The organism is Aromatoleum toluclasticum ATCC 700605, from assembly GCF_000378245.1.
Classification (GTDB): Bacteria; Pseudomonadota; Gammaproteobacteria; order Burkholderiales; family Rhodocyclaceae; genus Aromatoleum; species Aromatoleum toluclasticum.
Genome location: NZ_KB899509.1, coordinates 71,814 through 90,460 on the forward strand (window position 1 = coordinate 71,814; position 18,647 = coordinate 90,460).

General features: G+C 64.3%; 18 protein-coding genes. 5 read left to right on the forward strand and 13 right to left on the reverse strand.

Translation table 11 applies throughout. The annotated features are described in order from the left end of the window. Positions 1 to 106 precede the first annotated feature (106 nt). Positions 107 to 1,690 carry an L-aspartate oxidase gene (gene nadB / locus F464_RS0123590; RefSeq protein ID WP_026296269.1) on the forward strand — a complete coding sequence of 528 codons (1,584 nt, stop codon included), beginning with the start codon at positions 107 to 109 and terminating at the stop codon, positions 1,688 to 1,690. Between the two features lie 42 nt (positions 1,691 to 1,732). On the opposite strand, the gene F464_RS0123595 is transcribed toward nadB, so the two are convergent. The 9 genes from F464_RS0123595 to F464_RS0123635 form a co-directional block, all read right to left on the reverse strand. Then, positions 1,733 to 2,218, reverse strand: coding sequence for a protein YgfX (locus tag F464_RS0123595; protein ID WP_018992329.1), 486 nt, complete (start codon positions 2,216 to 2,218; stop codon positions 1,733 to 1,735). Between the two features lie 19 nt (positions 2,219 to 2,237). Further along, a complete protein-coding gene (fabF, locus tag F464_RS0123600; RefSeq protein ID WP_018992330.1) occupies positions 2,238 to 3,476 on the reverse strand; it encodes a beta-ketoacyl-ACP synthase II in 1,239 nt (412 codons plus the stop codon). Positions 3,477 to 3,497: 21 nt separating this feature from the next. Next, positions 3,498 to 3,737, reverse strand: coding sequence for an acyl carrier protein (gene acpP / locus F464_RS0123605; protein ID WP_004255952.1), 240 nt, complete (start codon positions 3,735 to 3,737; stop codon positions 3,498 to 3,500). A gap of 93 nt (positions 3,738 to 3,830) precedes the next feature. Beyond that, entirely contained in the window at positions 3,831 to 4,580 is a 750-nt protein-coding gene (gene fabG, locus F464_RS0123610) for a 3-oxoacyl-ACP reductase FabG (protein ID WP_018992331.1), read from the reverse strand. A gap of 5 nt (positions 4,581 to 4,585) precedes the next feature. Further along, positions 4,586 to 5,515, reverse strand: coding sequence for an ACP S-malonyltransferase (gene fabD, locus F464_RS0123615; protein WP_026296270.1), 930 nt, complete (start codon positions 5,513 to 5,515; stop codon positions 4,586 to 4,588). Between the two features lie 15 nt (positions 5,516 to 5,530). Further along, entirely contained in the window at positions 5,531 to 6,496 is a 966-nt protein-coding gene (locus tag F464_RS0123620) for a beta-ketoacyl-ACP synthase III (protein ID WP_018992333.1), read from the reverse strand. Next, a complete protein-coding gene (gene plsX / locus F464_RS0123625) occupies positions 6,493 to 7,506 on the reverse strand; it encodes a phosphate acyltransferase PlsX (protein ID WP_026296271.1) in 1,014 nt (337 codons plus the stop codon). The genes F464_RS0123620 and plsX overlap by 4 nt, the downstream gene beginning before the upstream one ends. An 86-nt stretch (positions 7,507 to 7,592) precedes the next feature. Continuing rightward, a complete protein-coding gene (rpmF, locus tag F464_RS0123630) occupies positions 7,593 to 7,772 on the reverse strand; it encodes a 50S ribosomal protein L32 (protein ID WP_018992335.1) in 180 nt (59 codons plus the stop codon). 27 nt (positions 7,773 to 7,799) lie between these two features. Continuing rightward, positions 7,800 to 8,303 carry a YceD family protein gene (locus tag F464_RS0123635; RefSeq protein WP_018992336.1) on the reverse strand — a complete coding sequence of 168 codons (504 nt, stop codon included), beginning with the start codon at positions 8,301 to 8,303 and terminating at the stop codon, positions 7,800 to 7,802. Positions 8,304 to 8,438: 135 nt separating this feature from the next. On the opposite strand from F464_RS0123635, the gene F464_RS0123640 reads away from it, so the two are divergent. After that, positions 8,439 to 9,014 (forward strand): Maf family protein, encoded by a 576-nt coding sequence (locus F464_RS0123640; RefSeq protein ID WP_026296272.1) that lies wholly within the window; start codon positions 8,439 to 8,441, stop codon positions 9,012 to 9,014. Further along, on the forward strand, positions 9,011 to 9,730 hold the full coding sequence (locus F464_RS0123645; protein WP_018992338.1) for an SAM-dependent methyltransferase: 720 nt from the start codon (positions 9,011 to 9,013) through the stop codon (positions 9,728 to 9,730). The genes F464_RS0123640 and F464_RS0123645 overlap by 4 nt, the downstream gene beginning before the upstream one ends. A 13-nt stretch (positions 9,731 to 9,743) precedes the next feature. On the opposite strand, the gene F464_RS0123650 is transcribed toward F464_RS0123645, so the two are convergent. Together F464_RS0123650 and F464_RS0123655 are read right to left on the reverse strand one after the other, a co-directional pair. Then, entirely contained in the window at positions 9,744 to 10,400 is a 657-nt protein-coding gene (locus F464_RS0123650; protein WP_018992339.1) for an HAD-IA family hydrolase, read from the reverse strand. Next, entirely contained in the window at positions 10,393 to 11,352 is a 960-nt protein-coding gene (locus tag F464_RS0123655; RefSeq protein ID WP_018992340.1) for an RluA family pseudouridine synthase, read from the reverse strand. Before F464_RS0123655 ends, F464_RS0123650 begins: the two co-directional genes overlap by 8 nt. 378 nt (positions 11,353 to 11,730) lie before the next feature. Between F464_RS0123655 and F464_RS0123660 the strand changes: the two genes are divergently transcribed. Continuing rightward, positions 11,731 to 14,613 (forward strand): Rne/Rng family ribonuclease, encoded by a 2,883-nt coding sequence (locus tag F464_RS0123660; RefSeq protein WP_018992341.1) that lies wholly within the window; start codon positions 11,731 to 11,733, stop codon positions 14,611 to 14,613. 76 nt (positions 14,614 to 14,689) lie between these two features. Here F464_RS0123660 and F464_RS0123665 read toward each other — a convergent pair whose 3' ends face one another. Continuing rightward, positions 14,690 to 15,160, reverse strand: a complete 471-nt coding sequence (locus F464_RS0123665) for a low molecular weight protein-tyrosine-phosphatase (protein WP_026296273.1) — start codon at positions 15,158 to 15,160, stop codon at positions 14,690 to 14,692. A gap of 11 nt (positions 15,161 to 15,171) precedes the next feature. Then, entirely contained in the window at positions 15,172 to 17,229 is a 2,058-nt protein-coding gene (uvrB, locus tag F464_RS0123670) for an excinuclease ABC subunit UvrB (RefSeq protein ID WP_018992343.1), read from the reverse strand. Positions 17,230 to 17,400: 171 nt separating this feature from the next. Here uvrB and F464_RS0123675 point away from each other — a divergent pair, with 171 nt between their 5' ends. Then, positions 17,401 to 18,609 (forward strand): amino acid aminotransferase, encoded by a 1,209-nt coding sequence (locus F464_RS0123675; protein WP_018992344.1) that lies wholly within the window; start codon positions 17,401 to 17,403, stop codon positions 18,607 to 18,609. Positions 18,610 to 18,647: the final 38 nt, after the last annotated feature.

The following is an 18,647-nucleotide window of genomic DNA, read 5'->3' on the forward strand; positions in this document are numbered from 1 at the left end:
TGATGGGGTTTTCCGGCATCGCAAGCCTGTCGGAGACCGACGTCCCGGGCGGCTGCAGCGAACGTGATATAGTTCATGAATCGGTCGATCCTTGGCACATACGATCTTGTCAAAACAATACGACGTACTCATCCTCGGCAGCGGCGCCGCAGGCCAGTCCATCGCGCTGCGTCTGGCAGACCATCTTCGGGTCGCCCTCGTCACCAAACGCGCGATCTCCGACAGTGCCAGTGCCTGGGCACAGGGCGGCATTGCCGCAGTCCTCGACACCTCCGACAGCATCGAAGCGCACATCCAGGACACCTACATCGCGGGCGGCGGCCTGTGCGACCCGAAGGCCACGCGCTTCGTCGTCGAACACGGCAAGACGGCCATCGAATGGCTGATCGGACGCGGCGTTCCCTTCACGCGCGAGGACCAGTCGAGCCTCGGATACCACCTCACGCGCGAAGGCGGCCATTCGCACCGGCGCATCATCCACGCTGCGGATGCCACCGGCGCAGCGGTGCAGGCCACGCTGACCGAGCAGGTCATCAAGCACCCCAACATCGACATCCTCGAAAACCACATCGCAGTCGACCTCATCCGCGGCGACAAGCTCGGCCTGCCCGACCAGGGTTGCGTCGGCGCATATGTGCTGGACATCGCCAACGACCGCGTCGAGACGATAGGCGCCCGCAACACCGTCATTGCTACGGGAGGAGCGGGCAAGGTCTATCTGTATACGACCAACCCGAGCGTCGCGACCGGCGACGGGATCGCGATGGCGTGGCGGGCCGGTTGCCGCGTCGCGAACATGGAATTCATCCAGTTCCACCCGACCTGCCTGTATCACCCGCAAGCGAAATCCTTCCTGATATCGGAAGCCGTGCGCGGCGAAGGTGGTCTGCTGAAACTGCCCGACGGCACACGATTCATGCCGGCGCACGATGCCCGCGCGGAACTGGCTCCGCGCGACATCGTTGCCCGCGCAATCGACTTCGAGATGAAGCGGCACGGTATCGACTGCGTCTACCTCGATATCAGTCACAAGCCGGCGGAATGGTTGCGCGAGCATTTTCCCAACATTCACGCACGCTGCCTCGAACTGGGCATCGACATCACCCGTGAGGGGATTCCCGTTGTTCCCGCGGCTCACTACACCTGCGGGGGCATCGTCACCGATCTTGCCGCGCGCACCGACGTCCCCGGCCTGTACTCCGTCGGCGAATCCTCGTATACGGGCCTTCATGGCGCCAACCGCCTCGCCAGCAACTCGCTCCTCGAGTGCCTGGTTTTCGGTGAGGCGGCGGCGAACGACATCCTTTCCCAACCGCCCCGCCCCCTGCCCCGGCTCCCGGACTGGGACGAGAGCCGCGTAACCGACGCCGACGAAGAAGTCGTCATCTCACACAACTGGGCGGAACTGCGGCGCTTCATGTGGGACTACGTCGGTATCGTGCGCACGACCAAGCGCCTGCAGCGCGCACAGCACCGCATCCGCCTGCTATCGCGCGAAATCAACGAGTTCTATTCGCACTTTCGCATCAGCAACGACCTGATCGAACTGCGCAACCTCGTTGTCACTGCCGACCTGATCGTGCGCTGCGCCTTGCGACGCAGGGAAAGCCGCGGCCTTCACAGTTCGCGCGATTACCCGGACACGCTGCCGGTGGCGCGCCCCACCGTCCTGCGACCGCAACGGCACTGAGGGACGGAATTCGCCACTCGGGGCGGATTCCCATCCGCGGACTCAGTACTGCGCGGGTGCGTCGCCCTTGGCGTCTTCCGCCCGGGCAGCGCCCACCTTGTGCCTGAGCCAGATCTTCAGGCTCCGCCACTCGTCGTCGCCGACGTTCCCCCTCACGAGCATCATTGCACCGCGGATCGGCATTCGGGGCGAACGTCGCACCCGCGTACCGCGCCAGTGAATCCACACCGCCCAACCGAAATCGACGCACCCTGGCTCGGCCACCGCATATACCGTTCGGCGAGCGTGACCATCGGGGTCAACGTGCAGCCCGCCATCGTCCAGCAGCACCAGACGCACGCTTCCCTTCTCTCTTTCGACGCGGATCGCCGAGCGCAGCGAGAATGCCAGTCCTGCAACGACGACGATGACGAACGGCAGCGGAAAGGACGAGCGCAGAAATGCAAACGCCGCGATCGCATGGATCGCGGCGCTCATCAGGCACATCAGCCTCGACGAACGAAGCCCGATGTCAAGCGGGTAGCGCACGGGCTACCTCGCCTGCGACTCAGACGCGGCGGAACGCGACGGTGCCGTTCGTGCCGCCAAAGCCGAACGAGTTCGACAGCGCGGCACGGATCTCCATCGGACGAGCCTTGTTCGCAACGTAGTCGAGATCGCAACCATCGTCCTGATCGAAGATGTTGATCGTCGGCGGAGCGATCTGGTTATGGATCGCCAGCGCTGTAAACACCGCCTCGACGCCTCCCGCTGCGCCCAGCAGGTGACCGGTCATCGACTTGGTCGAATTCACCGCAATCGACTTCGCGCGGTCGCCGAAGCAACGCTTGACCGCGGTCGTTTCGGCCAGGTCGCCGAGCGGCGTCGACGTGCCGTGCGCGTTGATGTAGTCGACTTCGTCCAGCGACATGCCCGCATCGCGCATCGCATTGGTCATGCAGCGTGCAGCGCCGTTGCCGTCCTCGCACGGAGCGGTCATGTGGTAGGCGTCGGCGCTCATGCCGTAACCAACGACTTCGGCATAGATCTTCGCGCCACGCGCCTTCGCGTGCTCGTACTCTTCGAGCACCAGCACGCCGGCGCCCTCGCCCAGCACGAAACCGTCGCGGCCCTTGTCCCACGGACGGCTCGCCGTCTGCGGGTCGTCGTTGCGCGTGGACAGCGCACGGGCCGAGGCAAAGCCGCCGACGGCCAGCGGCGTCACGGTCGACTCCGCGCCGCCGGCGATCATCACGTCGGCGTCACCGTACTTGATCAGACGCGCTGCTTCGCCGATGCAGTGCGTGGCGGTCGTGCAGGCGGTGACCATCGCCAGGCAAGGCCCTTTCAGGCCGAACATGATCGACAGGTTGCCCGCGATCATGTTGATGATCGTTCCGGGGATAAAGAACGGGGAAATCTTGCGCGGCCCCGCCTTCAGGTAATCGTCGTGGGTGGCTTCGATCATCGGCAGACCACCGATGCCCGAGCCCAGATTGACGCCGATGCGCTCGGCATTCTCGGCGGTAACCTGCAGTCCGGCGTCCTTGAACGCCTGGATGCCGGCGGCCATGCCGTAATGGATGAAGACATCCATGCGGCGGGCCTCTTTCGGCGAGAGATACGTGCCGATATCGAAACCCTTCACCTCACCGGCGATCTTCACCGGGAAGTTCGTGGTATCGAAGCGTGTGATCTCGCCGATACCGGAGCGGCCGTTGACAATATTGTCCCAGGCCTCCGGAACGGTATTCCCGACCGGGGAAATGATGCCCAGACCGGTAATGACGACTCTGCGACGGGTCAATGTTCGCTCCGGTAATCAGTCTTACTTCTTCAGGTGGGCGTTGACGTAGTCAATCGCCTGCTGAACCGTGGTGATCTTCTCAGCTTCCTCGTCCGGGATTTCGCACTCGAACTCTTCCTCGAGGGCCATGACCAGTTCCACGGTATCCAGCGAATCCGCGCCCAGATCGTCGACGAACGAGGACTCGATCTTGATTTCCGACTCGTTCACACCAAGTTGTTCGGCGACAATTTTCTTGACGCGCTGCTCGATGTTCTCCATGAACTAACTCCTTCCCAGAATGATCCAGATATGTAAGAAAAAAAGCCGGCGTATTCTACCAAAAAGGATGAGAACCGCTATCGCCGCCGGCGATTACGACATGTACATGCCGCCATTCACGTGCAGGGTCGTGCCCGTAACGTAAGCGGCGGCGGGCGACGCCAGGAAGGCCACCGCTCCAGCGATTTCTTCGGGACGGCCGAGCCGGCCGAGCGCAATGTTGCCCAGCAATGCCTCGCGGGCCGTTTCCGGCAGAGCACGGGTCATGTCCGTGTCGATGAAGCCCGGAGCCACGCAATTGACGGTAATGTTGCGACTGCCCAGCTCGCGCGCCAGCGCACGGGCCATGCCTGCGACCCCGGCCTTCGCCGCCGCGTAGTTCGCCTGCCCCGGGTTTCCGGCGCTGCCCACCACGGAAGTGATGTTGATGATGCGACCGCCCCGTGCCTTCATCATGCCACGCATGACCAAGCGCGACATGCGGAACACCGCCTTCAGGTTGGTATCGATGACGGCATCCCACTCATCGTCCTTCATGCGCATCGCGAGGTTGTCACGCGTGATGCCGGCATTGTTCACGAGGATGCCGACGGCGCCGAAGCGCTTCTCGATAGCGCTGATGGCCGCTTCGCACGCGGCTGCGTCAGTGACGTTAAGGGCCATCCCGCAACCCTTGACGCCAGCCTCCTGCAGACCATTTTCGATGTCCGCGGCGCCGGTTTCCGAAGTTGCCGTGCCGATGACGGTCGCGCCCAGCCTGCCCAGTTCGAGGGCCACCGCGCGTCCGATCCCGCGGGACGCACCGGTCACGAGAGCCACCTGCCCTTCGAGCGAAAAACTCATTGAAATCACCTCAAGGCCGCAATGGATTGTTCGAGACTCGCTGCATCGTGAATCGAGCCGCCCTGCACCTCACCCGCGATTCGCTTCGTCATGCCCGCAAGCACCTTGCCCGGCCCGCACTCGAGGACGTGCCCCATGCCGCGGCGCGCCATCTCCTGCACCAGCTCGATCCAGCGCACCGGCGAGAAGGCCTGGCGCACGAGAGCATCGCGGATACTGGCAGGATCGTCATACACGGCAACGTCCACGTTGTTGATCACGGCAATATCGGGTTTGCCGATCGTTACCGTGGCGAGGCGCTCGGCGAGGCGCTCGGCCGCGGGCTTCATCAGCGCGCAGTGGAACGGGGCACTCACCGGCAGGAGCATCGCACGCTTGGCGCCCCGCGCCTTCGCTGCCTCGATCGCACGCTCGACCGCGCCTTTGGCGCCGGCGATCACGATCTGGCCCGGGGCGTTCAGGTTCGCCGCCTCGACGACTTCGCCCTGCGCCGCTTCGGCGCATGCTTCGCGTACCACTTCGACTTCCAGACCAAGCAAGGCGGCCATGCCGCCTTCGCCGGCGGGAACGGCCTCCTGCATCGCCTGCGCGCGGAAACGCACGAGCGGCACAGCATCGGCGAAGGCCATCGCACCGGCGGCGACGAGCGCGGAGTACTCGCCGAGACTGTGGCCGGCAACCAGCTGCGGTCGGGGACCACCGGCAGCAAGCCAGGCACGATATGCAGCGACACCAGCCGTGAGCATCAAGGGCTGGGTATTGACGGTCAGCGCGAGACGCTCGGCCGGCCCCTCATTGACCATCTGCCAGAGATCCTCGCCAAGCGCATCGGATGCCTCGGCAAACGTGTCGCGGATTGCGGCGCAGTCGCCGTAGCCCGCCATCATCCCGACAGATTGGGACCCCTGTCCCGGAAACACCAGCGCAAAAGCCATTGTTCTTGTCCTGTCTCAGAATTGGAGCAGCGCAGCGCCCCACGTGAAACCGCCACCGACACCTTCGACGACGATCCGCTGGCCCGTCCGGATGCGCCCGTCGCGCACCGCCAGATCGAGGGCGAGCGGGATGGATGCCGCCGACGTGTTGCCATGACGGTCGACCGTCGCGATGACCTTATCCATCGGCACGCCGAGCCGCTTCGCAGTCGCCTGGATGATACGGATGTTGGCCTGATGCGGGATCAGCCAGTCGATCGTATCGGGCTGCACGCCGGCGTCGGCGAGCACCTCGTGCGCGACCTCGCCCAGCACCTTGACCGCAAACTTGAACACCGCCTGACCGTCCATGCGCAGGAAGGGGTCGCCGATCACCTGCCCCGAGGCCACCGCACCCGGCACGCAAAGGATGGGATGGTGGCTGCCGTCCGCGTGCAGTGCGGTCGCCAGGATGCCCGGCGCATCGGAGGCCTCGAGCACGACTGCGCCCGCCCCGTCGCCGAACAATACGCAGGTACCGCGGTCGGACCAGTCGAGAATGCGCGAGAACACTTCGGCACCGACCACCAGCGCGCGCTTGTGGCTGCCCGAACGGATGAATTTCTCGGCGATCGTCAGTCCATAGACGAAACCGGTACAAACGGCCTGCACGTCGAACGCGGCGGCGCCGTTGCGCATCCCCAGCTTCGACTGCAGCAGGGTCGCGGTACTCGGGAAGATGCAGTCGGGCGTGGAGGTCGCGACCACGACGAGATCGATGTCTTCGGGCTGCAGTCCCGCGGCGGCGATGGCGCGGCGGCTCGCTTCACACGCGAGATCGCTCGACGTAACATCGCTGGCCGCGAGGTGACGGGTGCTGATGCCCGTACGCTCAACGATCCATTTATCCGACGTATCGATACCACGCGCAACGAGATCGTCGTTACTGACCGGCTCGCCCGGCAGGAAGCTCCCGGTGCCAGCGATTCGTGCATAGATCATGCTGCTCTCCCCATGGCCGCCATGCGCTCGCTGATGCGTTCGACGAGGCGGTTCGACGCAGCTTCGGCGGCTCGGTGAATGGCCTGCTCGAACGCGTACACGTCGGCGGAGCCGTGGCTCTTGACCACCACTCCGCGCAGGCCCACCAAGGCCGCACCGTTGTAGCGGCGGTGATCGACGCGGTTCTTGAAACGCTTGAGCGCCGGCATCGCGACGACCGCCATGGCCTTGGTCAGCAGGCTACGGCTGAATTCCTCCTTGAGGAACGCAGCGAGCATCTGAGCAAGCCCCTCGGACGTCTTCAGCGCGACGTTGCCGACAAACCCGTCACACACGACGACGTCGGTCGTACCCTTGTAGATGTCGTCGCCTTCCACGTTGCCGTAGAAGTTCAGGCCGCTTCCCCGCAGGAGTTCGCCGGCGCGCTTCACGACATCGTTACCCTTGATCGCCTCTTCGCCGATGTTGAGCAAGCCTACCGACGGGCGATCAACGTGCTCGACCGCCGAGACGAGCATTGCCCCCATGATGCCGAACTGGAGCAGGTGCTCGGGCTCGCAATCGACGTTGGCACCGAGATCGAGCACATACACCTGCCCCTTGCGCGTAGGCAGGATCGTGGCGATCGCGGGCCGGTCAATGCCATCGAGCGTCTTGAGGACGAAACGCGAGATCGCCATCAGCGCACCGGTGTTGCCCGCGGACACTGCCGCCTGGGCCGTGCCGGCCTTCACGAGATCGACCGCCACGCGCATCGAGGAATCCTTCTTGGTGCGCATGGCGATCGCTGGCGGATCGTCCATCTCAACGACCTCGGATGCAGCCCGGACCGAGAGACGATCCCCGAAACCATTGCCGATGGCGGCCACAGCCTGATCGAGCGCGTCCTGACGCCCGACCAAAATGACCTTGGCCTCGGGATGATTGTGCAGGAAGGCACGCGCAGCCGGCACCGTCACGGACGGGCCATGATCGCCGCCCATGCAATCTATCGCAACGGTGACACCCATGGTGCTTTCGCGCTACTCGAACAGGGACTCGGGATGAAAAAACGGCGCAGACGCACTATGCGCCGCGCCGCCTTGGAAGACAGGACTTATTCGCCCTTGGTCTTGACGACTTTCTTGCCGCGATACACACCGCTCGGGCTGATGTGGTGACGCAGGTGGACTTCGCCGGTGGTCGCTTCGACGGCGAGCGGCGGATTGGTCAGAAAGTCGTGGGCACGATGCATGCCACGCTTGGAGGGGGATTTCTTGTTCTGCTGAACGGCCATGAAAAACTCCTAGTACAAATATCGCGCCTATTCCGCGCCGTCGGTCTTGCGCAACTTTTCAAGCGACGCGAAAGGCGATTCCTTTATGGCGCCACCATCAGGACGGGGCGCCTCACACATTTCATGCCGAGGCGCAATAGGCACCGCCAGCACGATCTCATCCTCGACAAACGCCGTCACATCCATGTCGGGCGTCGCCTCAATTGCATCGAATCCGTCTTCTTCCAGCTCGTCGTCCGCGATCGACTGACCGGGCCTGACCAGCTCGAACAGCGCATCCAACTCCAACGGCCAAACCATGGAAGAGAGACAGCGCTGGCAGCGCACCTGCAACTCGCCCGAAACGGCGAGCCGCATGCGCGGCTTGCGATCCACCCCCATCTCGCCGACAAGGCTGAACTGCACGCTACCGGACTTGTCCAGCAACACGTCACCGAGTCGCCGCAATTCCGCCAGCGGAATGACCCCGCTCAGGCTGCGGCCTTCGGCTGCAAACTTGAACGGATCCGGAAGAACGCTTCGTTGCGGCATAAGGGGCGCATGATATTATTTTCGGCTTCCCCTGTCAAAACCCCGAAACGCCTATTTTCAAGGATTTGCGCTACCGGCAAGGCTGCGCAAGCCTTAACCGCACCTTCCGACCGCCGTTCACGCGCCCCATCGACCATGAAACTCGTACTCGCCTCGACCTCTGCCTATCGCCGCATGCTCCTCGAACGCTTCCAGATCCCGTTCGAGACGGCCAGCCCGGAGATTGATGAAACCCCCCTGCCGGGCGAGACGCCGCCCGCGACGGCAAACCGCCTCGCGATCGAGAAGGCGCAGGCGGTCGCAATCAATCACACAGACGCCCTCGTGATCGGCAGCGATCAGGTCGCACACATCGGCGAGGAAATCTTCGGCAAGCCGGGCACCGTCGAGCGGGCGGTCGCCCAGTTGCGCCGCATGAGCGGACAGGCCGTCACTTTTCACACTGCACTCGCGGTCGTCAACACCCGTACCGGCCACGTCCGCGGCGAGAGCGTCCCGACCTTCGTGCGCTTCCGCAGCCTCGACGACGACGAAATCGCGCGCTACGTCGACAAGGAGCGCCCACTGGACTGCGCCGGCAGCGCCAAGTCGGAAGGACTGGGCATCACGCTCCTCGAGTCGCTTTCCGGCGACGATCCGACCGCCCTGATCGGCCTGCCGCTCATCGCGCTGTCGCACCTCCTGCGCGCTGAAGGCATGCAGCTCCCATGAGCGCACAGCACGGTGCACTGTTTCTCGTACCCGTGAGCCTCGGCGACACTGCTTGCTCGCATATTCTCCCGCACGAGGTGCAGGCGATCACACGTCGGCTCCGCCACTTTGTCGTCGAAAACGCCAAGACGGCACGAACGGAGCTCAAGCGCCTCGAACACCCGGGCCCCTTGCGCGACATCGACATCCAGGTTTTGCCCGAGAAGGATGCCCCGTCCGCACTTGATGCCCTGCTGGCCCCGGCGCTTCAGGGGCACGATATCGGCCTGATGTCGGAAGCCGGCTGCCCGGCGGTCGCGGATCCCGGGGCACGACTGGTCGCACGCGCGCACGCACTGGGTATCGAGGTGCGGCCGCTGGTCGGACCGTCGTCGATTCTTCTTGCCTTGATGGCGTCCGGCCTGAACGGCCAGAGCTTCGCCTTCAACGGCTATCTGCCCGTTTCCGAAGCGGAACGGGACGGACGCATCCGGCAGCTCGAGGATGAATCGCGCCGCCTGCAGCGCACGCAGATCTTCATCGAAACGCCCTACCGCAACGAGCGGCTCTTCGATGCCTTGCTGGCGAACTGCCGCCCGGCGACACGGTTGTGCGTTGCGCGCGAGCTGACGACGAACAACGAATGGGTGACCAGCACGAGCATTGCCGACTGGCGACAGAAACCCCGGCCTGAACTGGCCAGGCGGCCCACGCTTTTCCTGATTCTCGCGAGCTGACCCCTGCCCTGCGTCAGGCGTTCTCGCGCAGCCACAGGGCGAGCTCCGCGGGCGAATCGAGGAGATCGACGACCTCCTCGGCCTCCAGCGCCGCCCTCGGATGAGCTCCGAAGGCTACGCCAAGCCCGGCCACCCCTGCGTTCTTCGCCATCTGGAGATCGTGCGTCGTGTCACCGACCATCAGCGTGCGATCCCGCGCAACACCGAGCTCGTCCATGATTTCCTCCAGCATCGCCGGGTGCGGCTTCGAAAAGCATTCGTCCGCGCACCTCGTGGCGTGAAAGAACGGACCCAGCCCGCTGTGCTCGAGTGCGCGATTGAGGCCCAGCCGGCTCTTTCCGGTTGCGACGGCCAGCATCCGTCCGGCCACGGAAAGCTCCTCGATCATCGCGTACGCCCCGGGGAACAGCGACAGCTCGTGGTCCTGCGCCAGGTAATGGTAGCGATAGCGCTCGACCATCCGCGGATAGTCGGACTCGGAAAGGTCCGGCACCGCATGGCGCAGGGCATCGACCAACCCCAGCCCGATGACGTGACGCGCACGGGCCTCGGACGGCTCCGGCATATTGAGGTCGCGCGACGCGGCGAGGATCGCGTTCACGATCGCAGCCGCCGAATCCATGAGGGTACCGTCCCAGTCGAAAACGATGAGATCGAAGCGCTTAGCCATTCTTGCGAGACTCCGTTGCATCCAGGTGATCAATGAAGCCCTGCAGCTCTTCAGGGAGCGGCGACTGCAGCACGACCTGCTCCCCGGTCAGCGGATGGGCAAAGGAAAGATGGGCCGCATGGAGGAACATCCGCCTCAGCCCTTCCTGCTCGAGCGCCTTGTTGAGCGGAAAATCGCCGTACTTGTCGTCGCCGCACAGCGGAAAACCGAGGTGGGCAAGATGGACCCGGATCTGATGGGTACGGCCGGTCTTGAGCTCCACCTCGAGCAGACTGAAGCGTTGCCAGCGTCTCACGAGCCGCACGACACTGTGCGCCGGCTTGCCCTCGCCGCTCACCCGCACGCGCCGCTCCCCCTCCGGGGTGAGGAACTTGAACAGCGGCTCCTTCACATGCTGCAAGGGGTTGGCCCAGCGCCCGGGCACCAGCGTGAGATAGCGTTTTTCCACGCGCCCCTCGCGCATCATGTCGTGCAGCGCAGTCAGCGCCGAGCGCTTCTTCGCGATGATCAGCAGACCCGACGTTTCGCGATCGATGCGATGCGCGAGTTCGAGCATGCGCGCTTGCGGCCGCTGGCTGCGCAATTGCTCGATGACACCGAAGCTCACGCCGCTGCCACCGTGCACCGCCTTGCCCGAGGGCTTGTCGATGACGAGGAGGGCATCGTCCTCATACACCACGGGCAGAGGCTTGCCGGCGGGCACCGCCGCCGGCGTGTTCGATTCGGCGACACGAACGGGAGGAATCCGCACCTCGTCGCCGAGCGCGAGACGGTAGGTCGGACCAATCCGCCCGCCATTCACCCGCACTTCCCCGCTGCGCAGGATCCGATAGACGTGGCTCTTCGGCACCCCTTTGCACACGCGCATGAGGTAGTTGTCTATCCGCTGACCGGCGACCGAGTCATCGATCCGTTCGCGCCGGACCGTCGCCGCTTTGCCTTGTGCCATCATCCTGAAATATACTTGCCGCCGGTTAGTCCCGGTTTCGTCGACGTCCCTCGCGCACCGATGCGGAGGAAAGCGGTCGATAACGAGCCCCAGAAGAGCTCCCGGACAACCAGAACGTGCTGTCCTTGCCGAAAAAGGCATCGATGGTAACGCAATCGACAATCTTCGATCCATTGGATTGAACAAAGACGCGTAACGCACCCGCAGGATCAAGCGTTCCGGCCCACAGGCGGGAATGCATGAAATTCGACCAGCCGACCCATCACAGCCATTACCGACCGGAAAAAAGTAGAAGAACCTACCCGCTCCTGATCACGTAACAAGCGCGATGGTGCGCGCCGTTCGTCCTGCCCGTGGGTTTCGCGCGGGGGAACGAAATCAATGAAGCGCATGCTTTTCAATGCGACGCAGGCCGAGGAACTGCGCGTCGCAATCGTGGATGGTCAGAAACTGATCGACCTCGATATCGAGTCGGCCGCCAAGGAACAACGCAAGAGCAACATCTACAAGGCCGTCATCACGCGCATCGAGCCCAGCCTCGAAGCAGCGTTTGTTGATTACGGCTCCGAGCGGCATGGTTTTCTGCCGTTCAAGGAGATTTCGCGCTCCTACTTCGCGCCCGGCGTGGATGCCGGCAAGGCGCGCATTCAGGACGCGCTCAAGGAAGGTCAGGAGCTCATCGTCCAGGTCGAGAAGGACGAGCGTGGCAACAAGGGGGCGGCCCTTACCACCTACATCTCGCTCGCGGGACGCTATCTGGTCCTGATGCCGAACAATCCCCGCGGCGGCGGCGTTTCAAGGCGCGTCGAGGGTGACGAGCGCAGCGAGCTGCGCGAAGTCATGGATCAGCTAGAAGTTCCCGCAGGCATGAGTCTGATCGCGCGCACCGCAGCGATCGGCCGCAGCGCCGAGGAACTGCAGTGGGACCTCAACTACCTGCTGCAGCTGTGGCGTGCGATCGACGGAGCGGCGCAGTCGCAGTCGGGTGCGTTCCTGATCTACCAGGAAGGCAGCCTCGTGATCCGCGCGATCCGCGACTACTTCCAGCCGGACATCGGCGAAATCCTGATCGACACCGATGACGTGTATGAGCAGGCCCGCCAGTTCATGGCCCATGTGATGCCGGCCAACGTGAATCGCGTGAAGCGTTACAGCGACGACGTGCCGCTGTTCTCGCGCTTCCAGATCGAGCACCAGATCGAGTCCGCCTACTCGCGCCAGGTAAGCCTGCCCAGCGGGGGCGCGGTCGTGATCGACCATACCGAAGCCCTTGTCTCCATCGACGTGAACTCCGGCCGCTCGACCAAGGGCGCGGACATCGAGGAAACGGCCTTCCGCACCAACCTCGAAGCGGCCGAGGAGATCGCACGCCAGCTCCGTCTGCGCGACCTCGGCGGCCTGATCGTCATCGACTTCATCGACATGGAGTCGCAGAAGAATCAGCGCGAGGTGGAGAACCGCCTGCGTGACGCGCTGCGCCACGACCGTGCGCGCGTCCAGACCGGCAAGATCAGCCGCTTCGGCCTGCTCGAGCTTTCGCGTCAGCGTCTGCGTCCCGCGCTCGCGGAAACGAGCTACATTCCATGTCCGCGCTGCAACGGTACCGGCCACATCCGCAGCACGGAATCGTCCGCACTGCACATCCTGCGCATCCTCGAAGAGGAAGCGATGAAGGAAAACACCGGCGCAGTGCATCTGCAGGTTCCGGTCGATGTCGCGACCTTCCTCCTCAACGAGAAGCGTTCGGACATCGCGCACATCGAGTACCGACACAAGATCCAGCTGATCATCATCCCCAACCGCCATCTCGAGACACCGCACCACGAGATCATCCGCCTGCGCCACGACCAGCTGAATCTCGAGGAAGTCGCGCTCGCCAGCTACCAGATGGTCGGCAAACCTGAAGAAGTCGACCTTCGCCTGCCGACGAAGGACGACAAGAAACCGGCTCGCGCCGAAGCCGTCGTGAAGGGCATCGCGCCTGCGCAACCTGCCCCGATGGTGGAACCGAAGCCCGAGCCTGCGGCCCCTTCAACCGCACAACCAGGCCTGATTGCGCGCCTCTTCGCGTGGCTGCGCAGCGAGAAGACCACCCCTGCTCCGCAACCCGCCGAAGAAGCACAGCCCAAACGCGAAGCGCGTCCGCGCGGCGAGCGCGGGGAAAGCCGTCGCGGCGGAAACAACCGCAACCGCCGCGAAGGCCAGCGCGCGGAACGCGAGGAGCCATCGCAGACCGCCCGCAACGGCGGCAGAAGCGAACAACGGCAAGAACGGCAGGAGCGCACCGAACGGGCCGAACGTCCGGAGCGTGGTGAACGCCAGGAACGCGCGGAGCGCACTGATCGTCCCGAAGCGTCAGAGCGCAGTGAAGGCCGCCGCCAGCGCGGACCGCGCCAGCCCAAGCCCGTCGAGGTCGTAGAGGCCCTCGACAATGCAGCCGAACTGCAGGCCGCAGAGGCCGTCGCAGCAGGCGGCGTGACCGAAGCAGCCGCACCGTCGGGCGAGGAAGGAGCGCCGGAGAAGCGCCGCCGTCGCAGCCGCGGTCGCCGCGATCGGCGTCCGGGTGAAGACCAGGGAGTCGTGACGGCAGAAGCGAGCGGCACTGAGACCATCGAAACGACGACCGCCGGCGAAGCCACGGAACCGGCCCTGCAAGCGATCGAGGCGCCAGCAGTCGCAACGGCCGAACCTGCCCTGGAGGTGATGAGTGCCACCGGAACGGAGGCGCCGCTGCCCGTCGTCGCCAGTGCGGCCGAAGCGGTAGCGGCCGAGATCGAGGAGGCGCCCATGCCCGTTCGTGCAATGGCACCGGCAGCCCCAACCGAGGCAGTAGCCGAGGCGACGCCGATCGTCGAGGAAGTAGCGGCCATCGAAGCAGCTCCGTTGGCACAAACCGATGAAGCACCAGCAAAGGTCGTCGCGCCGGTGGAGGAGCCCGCTGTTGCGCCGGCAGTCGCACCGGCTGCGGCTTCAGCCGAAGCCGAGCAACCGGCTCCGGTAGAAACCGCGGCCCTCGTCGCCGGGCAGGCCGCCACGGCCGAGGCATTGGAAGCCTCGCTCGAGCCATCGGCACCGATCGATCTCGGCAACTCGCTTGCGGAGAGCGGCCTCGTCATGATCGAAACGAGCAGCGAAAAGGTCCAGGCCTTCGCTCAGGACCATGCGGAAGAGGCCCCTGCGCGTCCGCTCGGTCGGCGTCCGCGGCCGTCGCCGGTGATCGTCGATGAGCCACTGCAACAGGTTGAAACCCACAAGCCGCACTGATCGACTGCGGCAAGCAGCAAAAAGGGGCGCCCGACGGGCGCCCCTTTTTGCTTTCAGACGGTCGAACGGACCCCAGTCAACGCAGCGACCTCACTGCGTCGAGCAGCCCTCCGACCGCGTCCTCGCAATAATCGAGCACCAGGTCAAACCCACGATCACCACCGTAATAGGGGTCGGGCACTTCGTCAGCCTTGAACCGGCGTGCGTAACTCATGAATAGCCGGACCTTGCCACGATGTTCTTCGGGGCAGTTGCGCACCATGATCTCGAGGTGCCCTGCGTCCATCGCGAGCAACAGGTCGAACGCGTCGAAGTCCGCCGGCTCGAGCTTGCGCGCCCGCAGCATGGACAGGTCGTAGCCCCGCTTTTCCGCCGCCTTGCGCGAACGCGGGTCCGGCGCCTCACCGACGTGATAGCCATGCGTCCCGGCCGACTCGACCTCGATCACCCCCTCGAGCCCCGCTACGCGGATTGCATGTCGAGCCACACCTTCGGCAGTAGGCGACCTGCAAATATTTCCGGTACAAACGAACAGGATCCTCGTCACGACATCACCTCTCAAGCCGCCCCATGCTGGTCCGCGCCGAAGGCGCGCTGACGCAGCCTGAACAGTTCGTCCCTGGCCGCCGCAGCCTTCTCGAATTCGAGGTTGCGGGCATGTTCCTGCATTTCCTTCTCGAGTTTCCGGATCGCCTTAGCGACGGTCTTCTCGTCCATCGCGAAATATTCGGCCCGCGCTTCCTGCGCGACGGTCGCATTGCGCTCGTCGCTGCTTGAATAGACGCCGTCGATGATGTCCTTGATGCGCTTGCTGACCGTCTTCGGGACGATACCGTGTTCGGCGTTGAACGCGAGTTGCTTTGCCCGACGTCGGTCCGTCTCGTCCATTGCGGCGCGCATCGAACGCGTAAGCACGTCCGCATACAGGATCGCGCAACCGTGGATATGCCGGGCTGCCCGCCCGATCGTCTGGATCAGCGAGCGCTCGGAACGCAGGAAGCCCTCCTTGTCCGCATCCAGGATCGCCACCAGCGACACCTCGGGAATATCCAGGCCTTCGCGCAGCAGGTTGATACCCACCAGCACATCGAACTCCCCGAGACGCAGGTCGCGAATGATCTCGACACGCTCGACCGTGTCGATGTCCGAGTGCAGATAGCGCACGCGGATGCCATGCTCGGCAAGGTAATCGGTGAGATCCTCCGCCATCCGCTTCGTCAGCGTCGTGACCAGCACGCGCTCGCCCGCAGCGATGCGGCGCTTGGCCTCGGACAGCAGGTCGTCGACCTGCGTGCTTGCGGGCCTCACCTCCACCGCGGGGTCGATCAGCCCCGTCGGGCGGACCACCTGCTCGACCACCTGCCCCTGATGCGTCGCTTCGTAAGCCGCAGGCGTCGCGGACACGAAGATCGTCTGCGGCATCAAGCGCTCGAACTCCTCGAACTTCAGCGGCCGGTTGTCGAGCGCCGACGGCAGACGAAAGCCGTATTCGACAAGGTTCTCCTTGCGCGAACGGTCGCCCTTGTACATGCCGCCCACCTGCGGAATCGCCACGTGCGACTCATCGACGAACAGCAGCGCGTCCGGCGGCAGATAGTCGATCAGTGTCGGAGGCGGCTCGCCCGGGCCACGTCCCGACAAATGCCGCGAGTAGTTCTCGATGCCCTTGCAGAACCCCATCTCGTTGAGCATCTCCAGATCGAAACGCGTGCGCTGCTCGATACGCTGCGCCTCCACCAGCTTGGCCCCTCGCTGAAAGACGCTGACTCGATCGCGCAGCTCATCCTTGATCGCCTCGATCGCCTGCAGCACCGTCGCGCGCGGAGTGACGTAATGGCTGGACGGGTACACCGTAAAGCGGACGAGCTTCTGCTTCAGATGCCCGGTCAGCGGATCGAACAGCGTCAGATGCTCGATTTCGTCGTCGAACATCTCGATCCGCACCGCATACTCGGCGTTCTCCGCCGGAAACACGTCGATCACGTCGCCACGGACACGGAAAGTCCCGCGCCGGAAATCGATGTCCGAGCGCGAGTACTGCATCGCCACGAGTCGCTGCACGAGGTCGCGATGGGCAATGCGCTCACCCTCGCGCAGATGCAGGATCATCGCGTGGTAATCGACCGGGTCGCCGATACCGTAGATGCACGACACCGTCGCGACGATAACCACGTCGCGACGCTCCATCAGGCTCTTCGTCGCCGACAGGCGCATCTGCTCGATGTGCTCGTTGATGCTCGAATCCTTCTCGATGAAGAGATCGCGCGACGGGACATAGGCTTCCGGCTGGTAGTAGTCGTAGTACGAGACGAAATACTCGACGGCGTTCTCCGGAAAGAACTCCCGGAATTCGGCGTACAGCTGCGCGGCGAGTGTCTTGTTCGGCGCAAGCACCAGGGCGGGCCTGCCACAGCGCGCGATGACGTTCGCCATCGTGTAGGTCTTGCCCGAGCCGGTCACGCCGAGCAGCGTCTGGAACATCAGACCGTCCGACAAGCCCTCTGTCAGCAACTCGATCGCGGCCGGCTGGTCGCCGGCGGGAGCAAAGGGCTGATGGAGCCTGAACGGACTCCCTTCGAAAGTCACTACCGGAACGCTGTCCGTCGAACTCGTCATGCTAGAATTTCCGGCTTGTTTCAAGCGCTTGCCCGGACACCGCAACACGCGGAACAGGACAGGGCAAACGCGCATTATTTCGCAAAATGCGGCTCAAGGCACGGCAGATGGACCGGCGTCAACGCGACAGGTTCAGTCCTCCGCGCCTACCGCGCAACCTGGAGTTGTTTTATGCCCGCTTCGATCTTCGCCGCCGTCGAGATGGCGCCCCGTGACCCGATCCTCGGACTGAACGAGGCTTTCAACGCCGATGCACGCACCGAAAAGGTGAACCTCGGCGTCGGCGTCTACTACGACGACAACGGCAAGATTCCGCTGCTGGCAGCTGTCAAGACGGCCGAAAAGGCGCGTCTCGAAGCGATGCCGCCGCGCGGCTACCAGCCGATCGAAGGCCCCGCAGCGTACAACACCGCGGTGCAGAACCTGCTCTTCGGCAGGGATTCGACCCTCATCGCCAACGGCCAGGTCGTCACCGTCCAGGCGCTCGGCGGCACGGGCGCACTGAAGGTCGGCGCCGACTACCTCAAGCGCCTGCTCCCCGGCGCAACCGTCTACATCTCCGACCCCAGCTGGGAAAACCACCGCGCGCTGTTCGAATCGGCCGGCTTCCCGGTCGAAAACTATCCGTACTATGAGCCGAGCACCCGCGGCGTGAAATTCGCCGGCATGAAGGCCAAGCTCGAACAGCTTGCCCCGGGCTCGGTCGTTGTGCTGCACGCCTGCTGCCATAACCCGACCGGGGCCGATCTGACCGAAGCCCAGTGGGCCGAGGTCGTCGATGCGTGCCGCGAACGCGCGCTCGTGCCTTTCCTCGACATGGCCTACCAGGGCTTTGCCGACGGCATCGAGCCGGACGCGGTCGCCGTGCGCCTGTTCTCCGCCAGCGGGCTGCAGTTCTTCGTTTCGAGCTCGTTCTCGAAGTCGTTCTCGCTCTACGGCGAACGCGTGGGCGCCCTGTCCATCGTCACCGCGGGCAAGGACGAGTCGGCCCGCGTGCTGTCGCAGGTCAAGCGTGTGATTCGCACCAACTACTCCAACCCGCCGATCCACGGAGGGGCCGTCGTTGCGGCAGTGCTGAACTCGAGCGAACTGCGCCAGATGTGGGAAGACGAACTGGCCGGCATGCGCGACCGCATCCGCGCGATGCGTACCGGGCTGGTCGAAAGCCTGAAGGAGGCCGGCGTCGCACAGGACTTCTCGTTCGTGATCCAGCAGCGCGGCATGTTCTCCTACACCGGCCTGTCGGCGGCACAGGTCGATCAGCTCAGGAACGACTTCGGCATCTACGCCGTGTCGACCGGCCGCATCTGCCTCGCAGCCCTCAATTCGCGCAACATCGGCTACGTCGCGAAAGCGATCGCCACGGTCGTGAAGGCCTGAGAAATTCGCGCAGGCAATATTGACGCATAGCCGTGCGC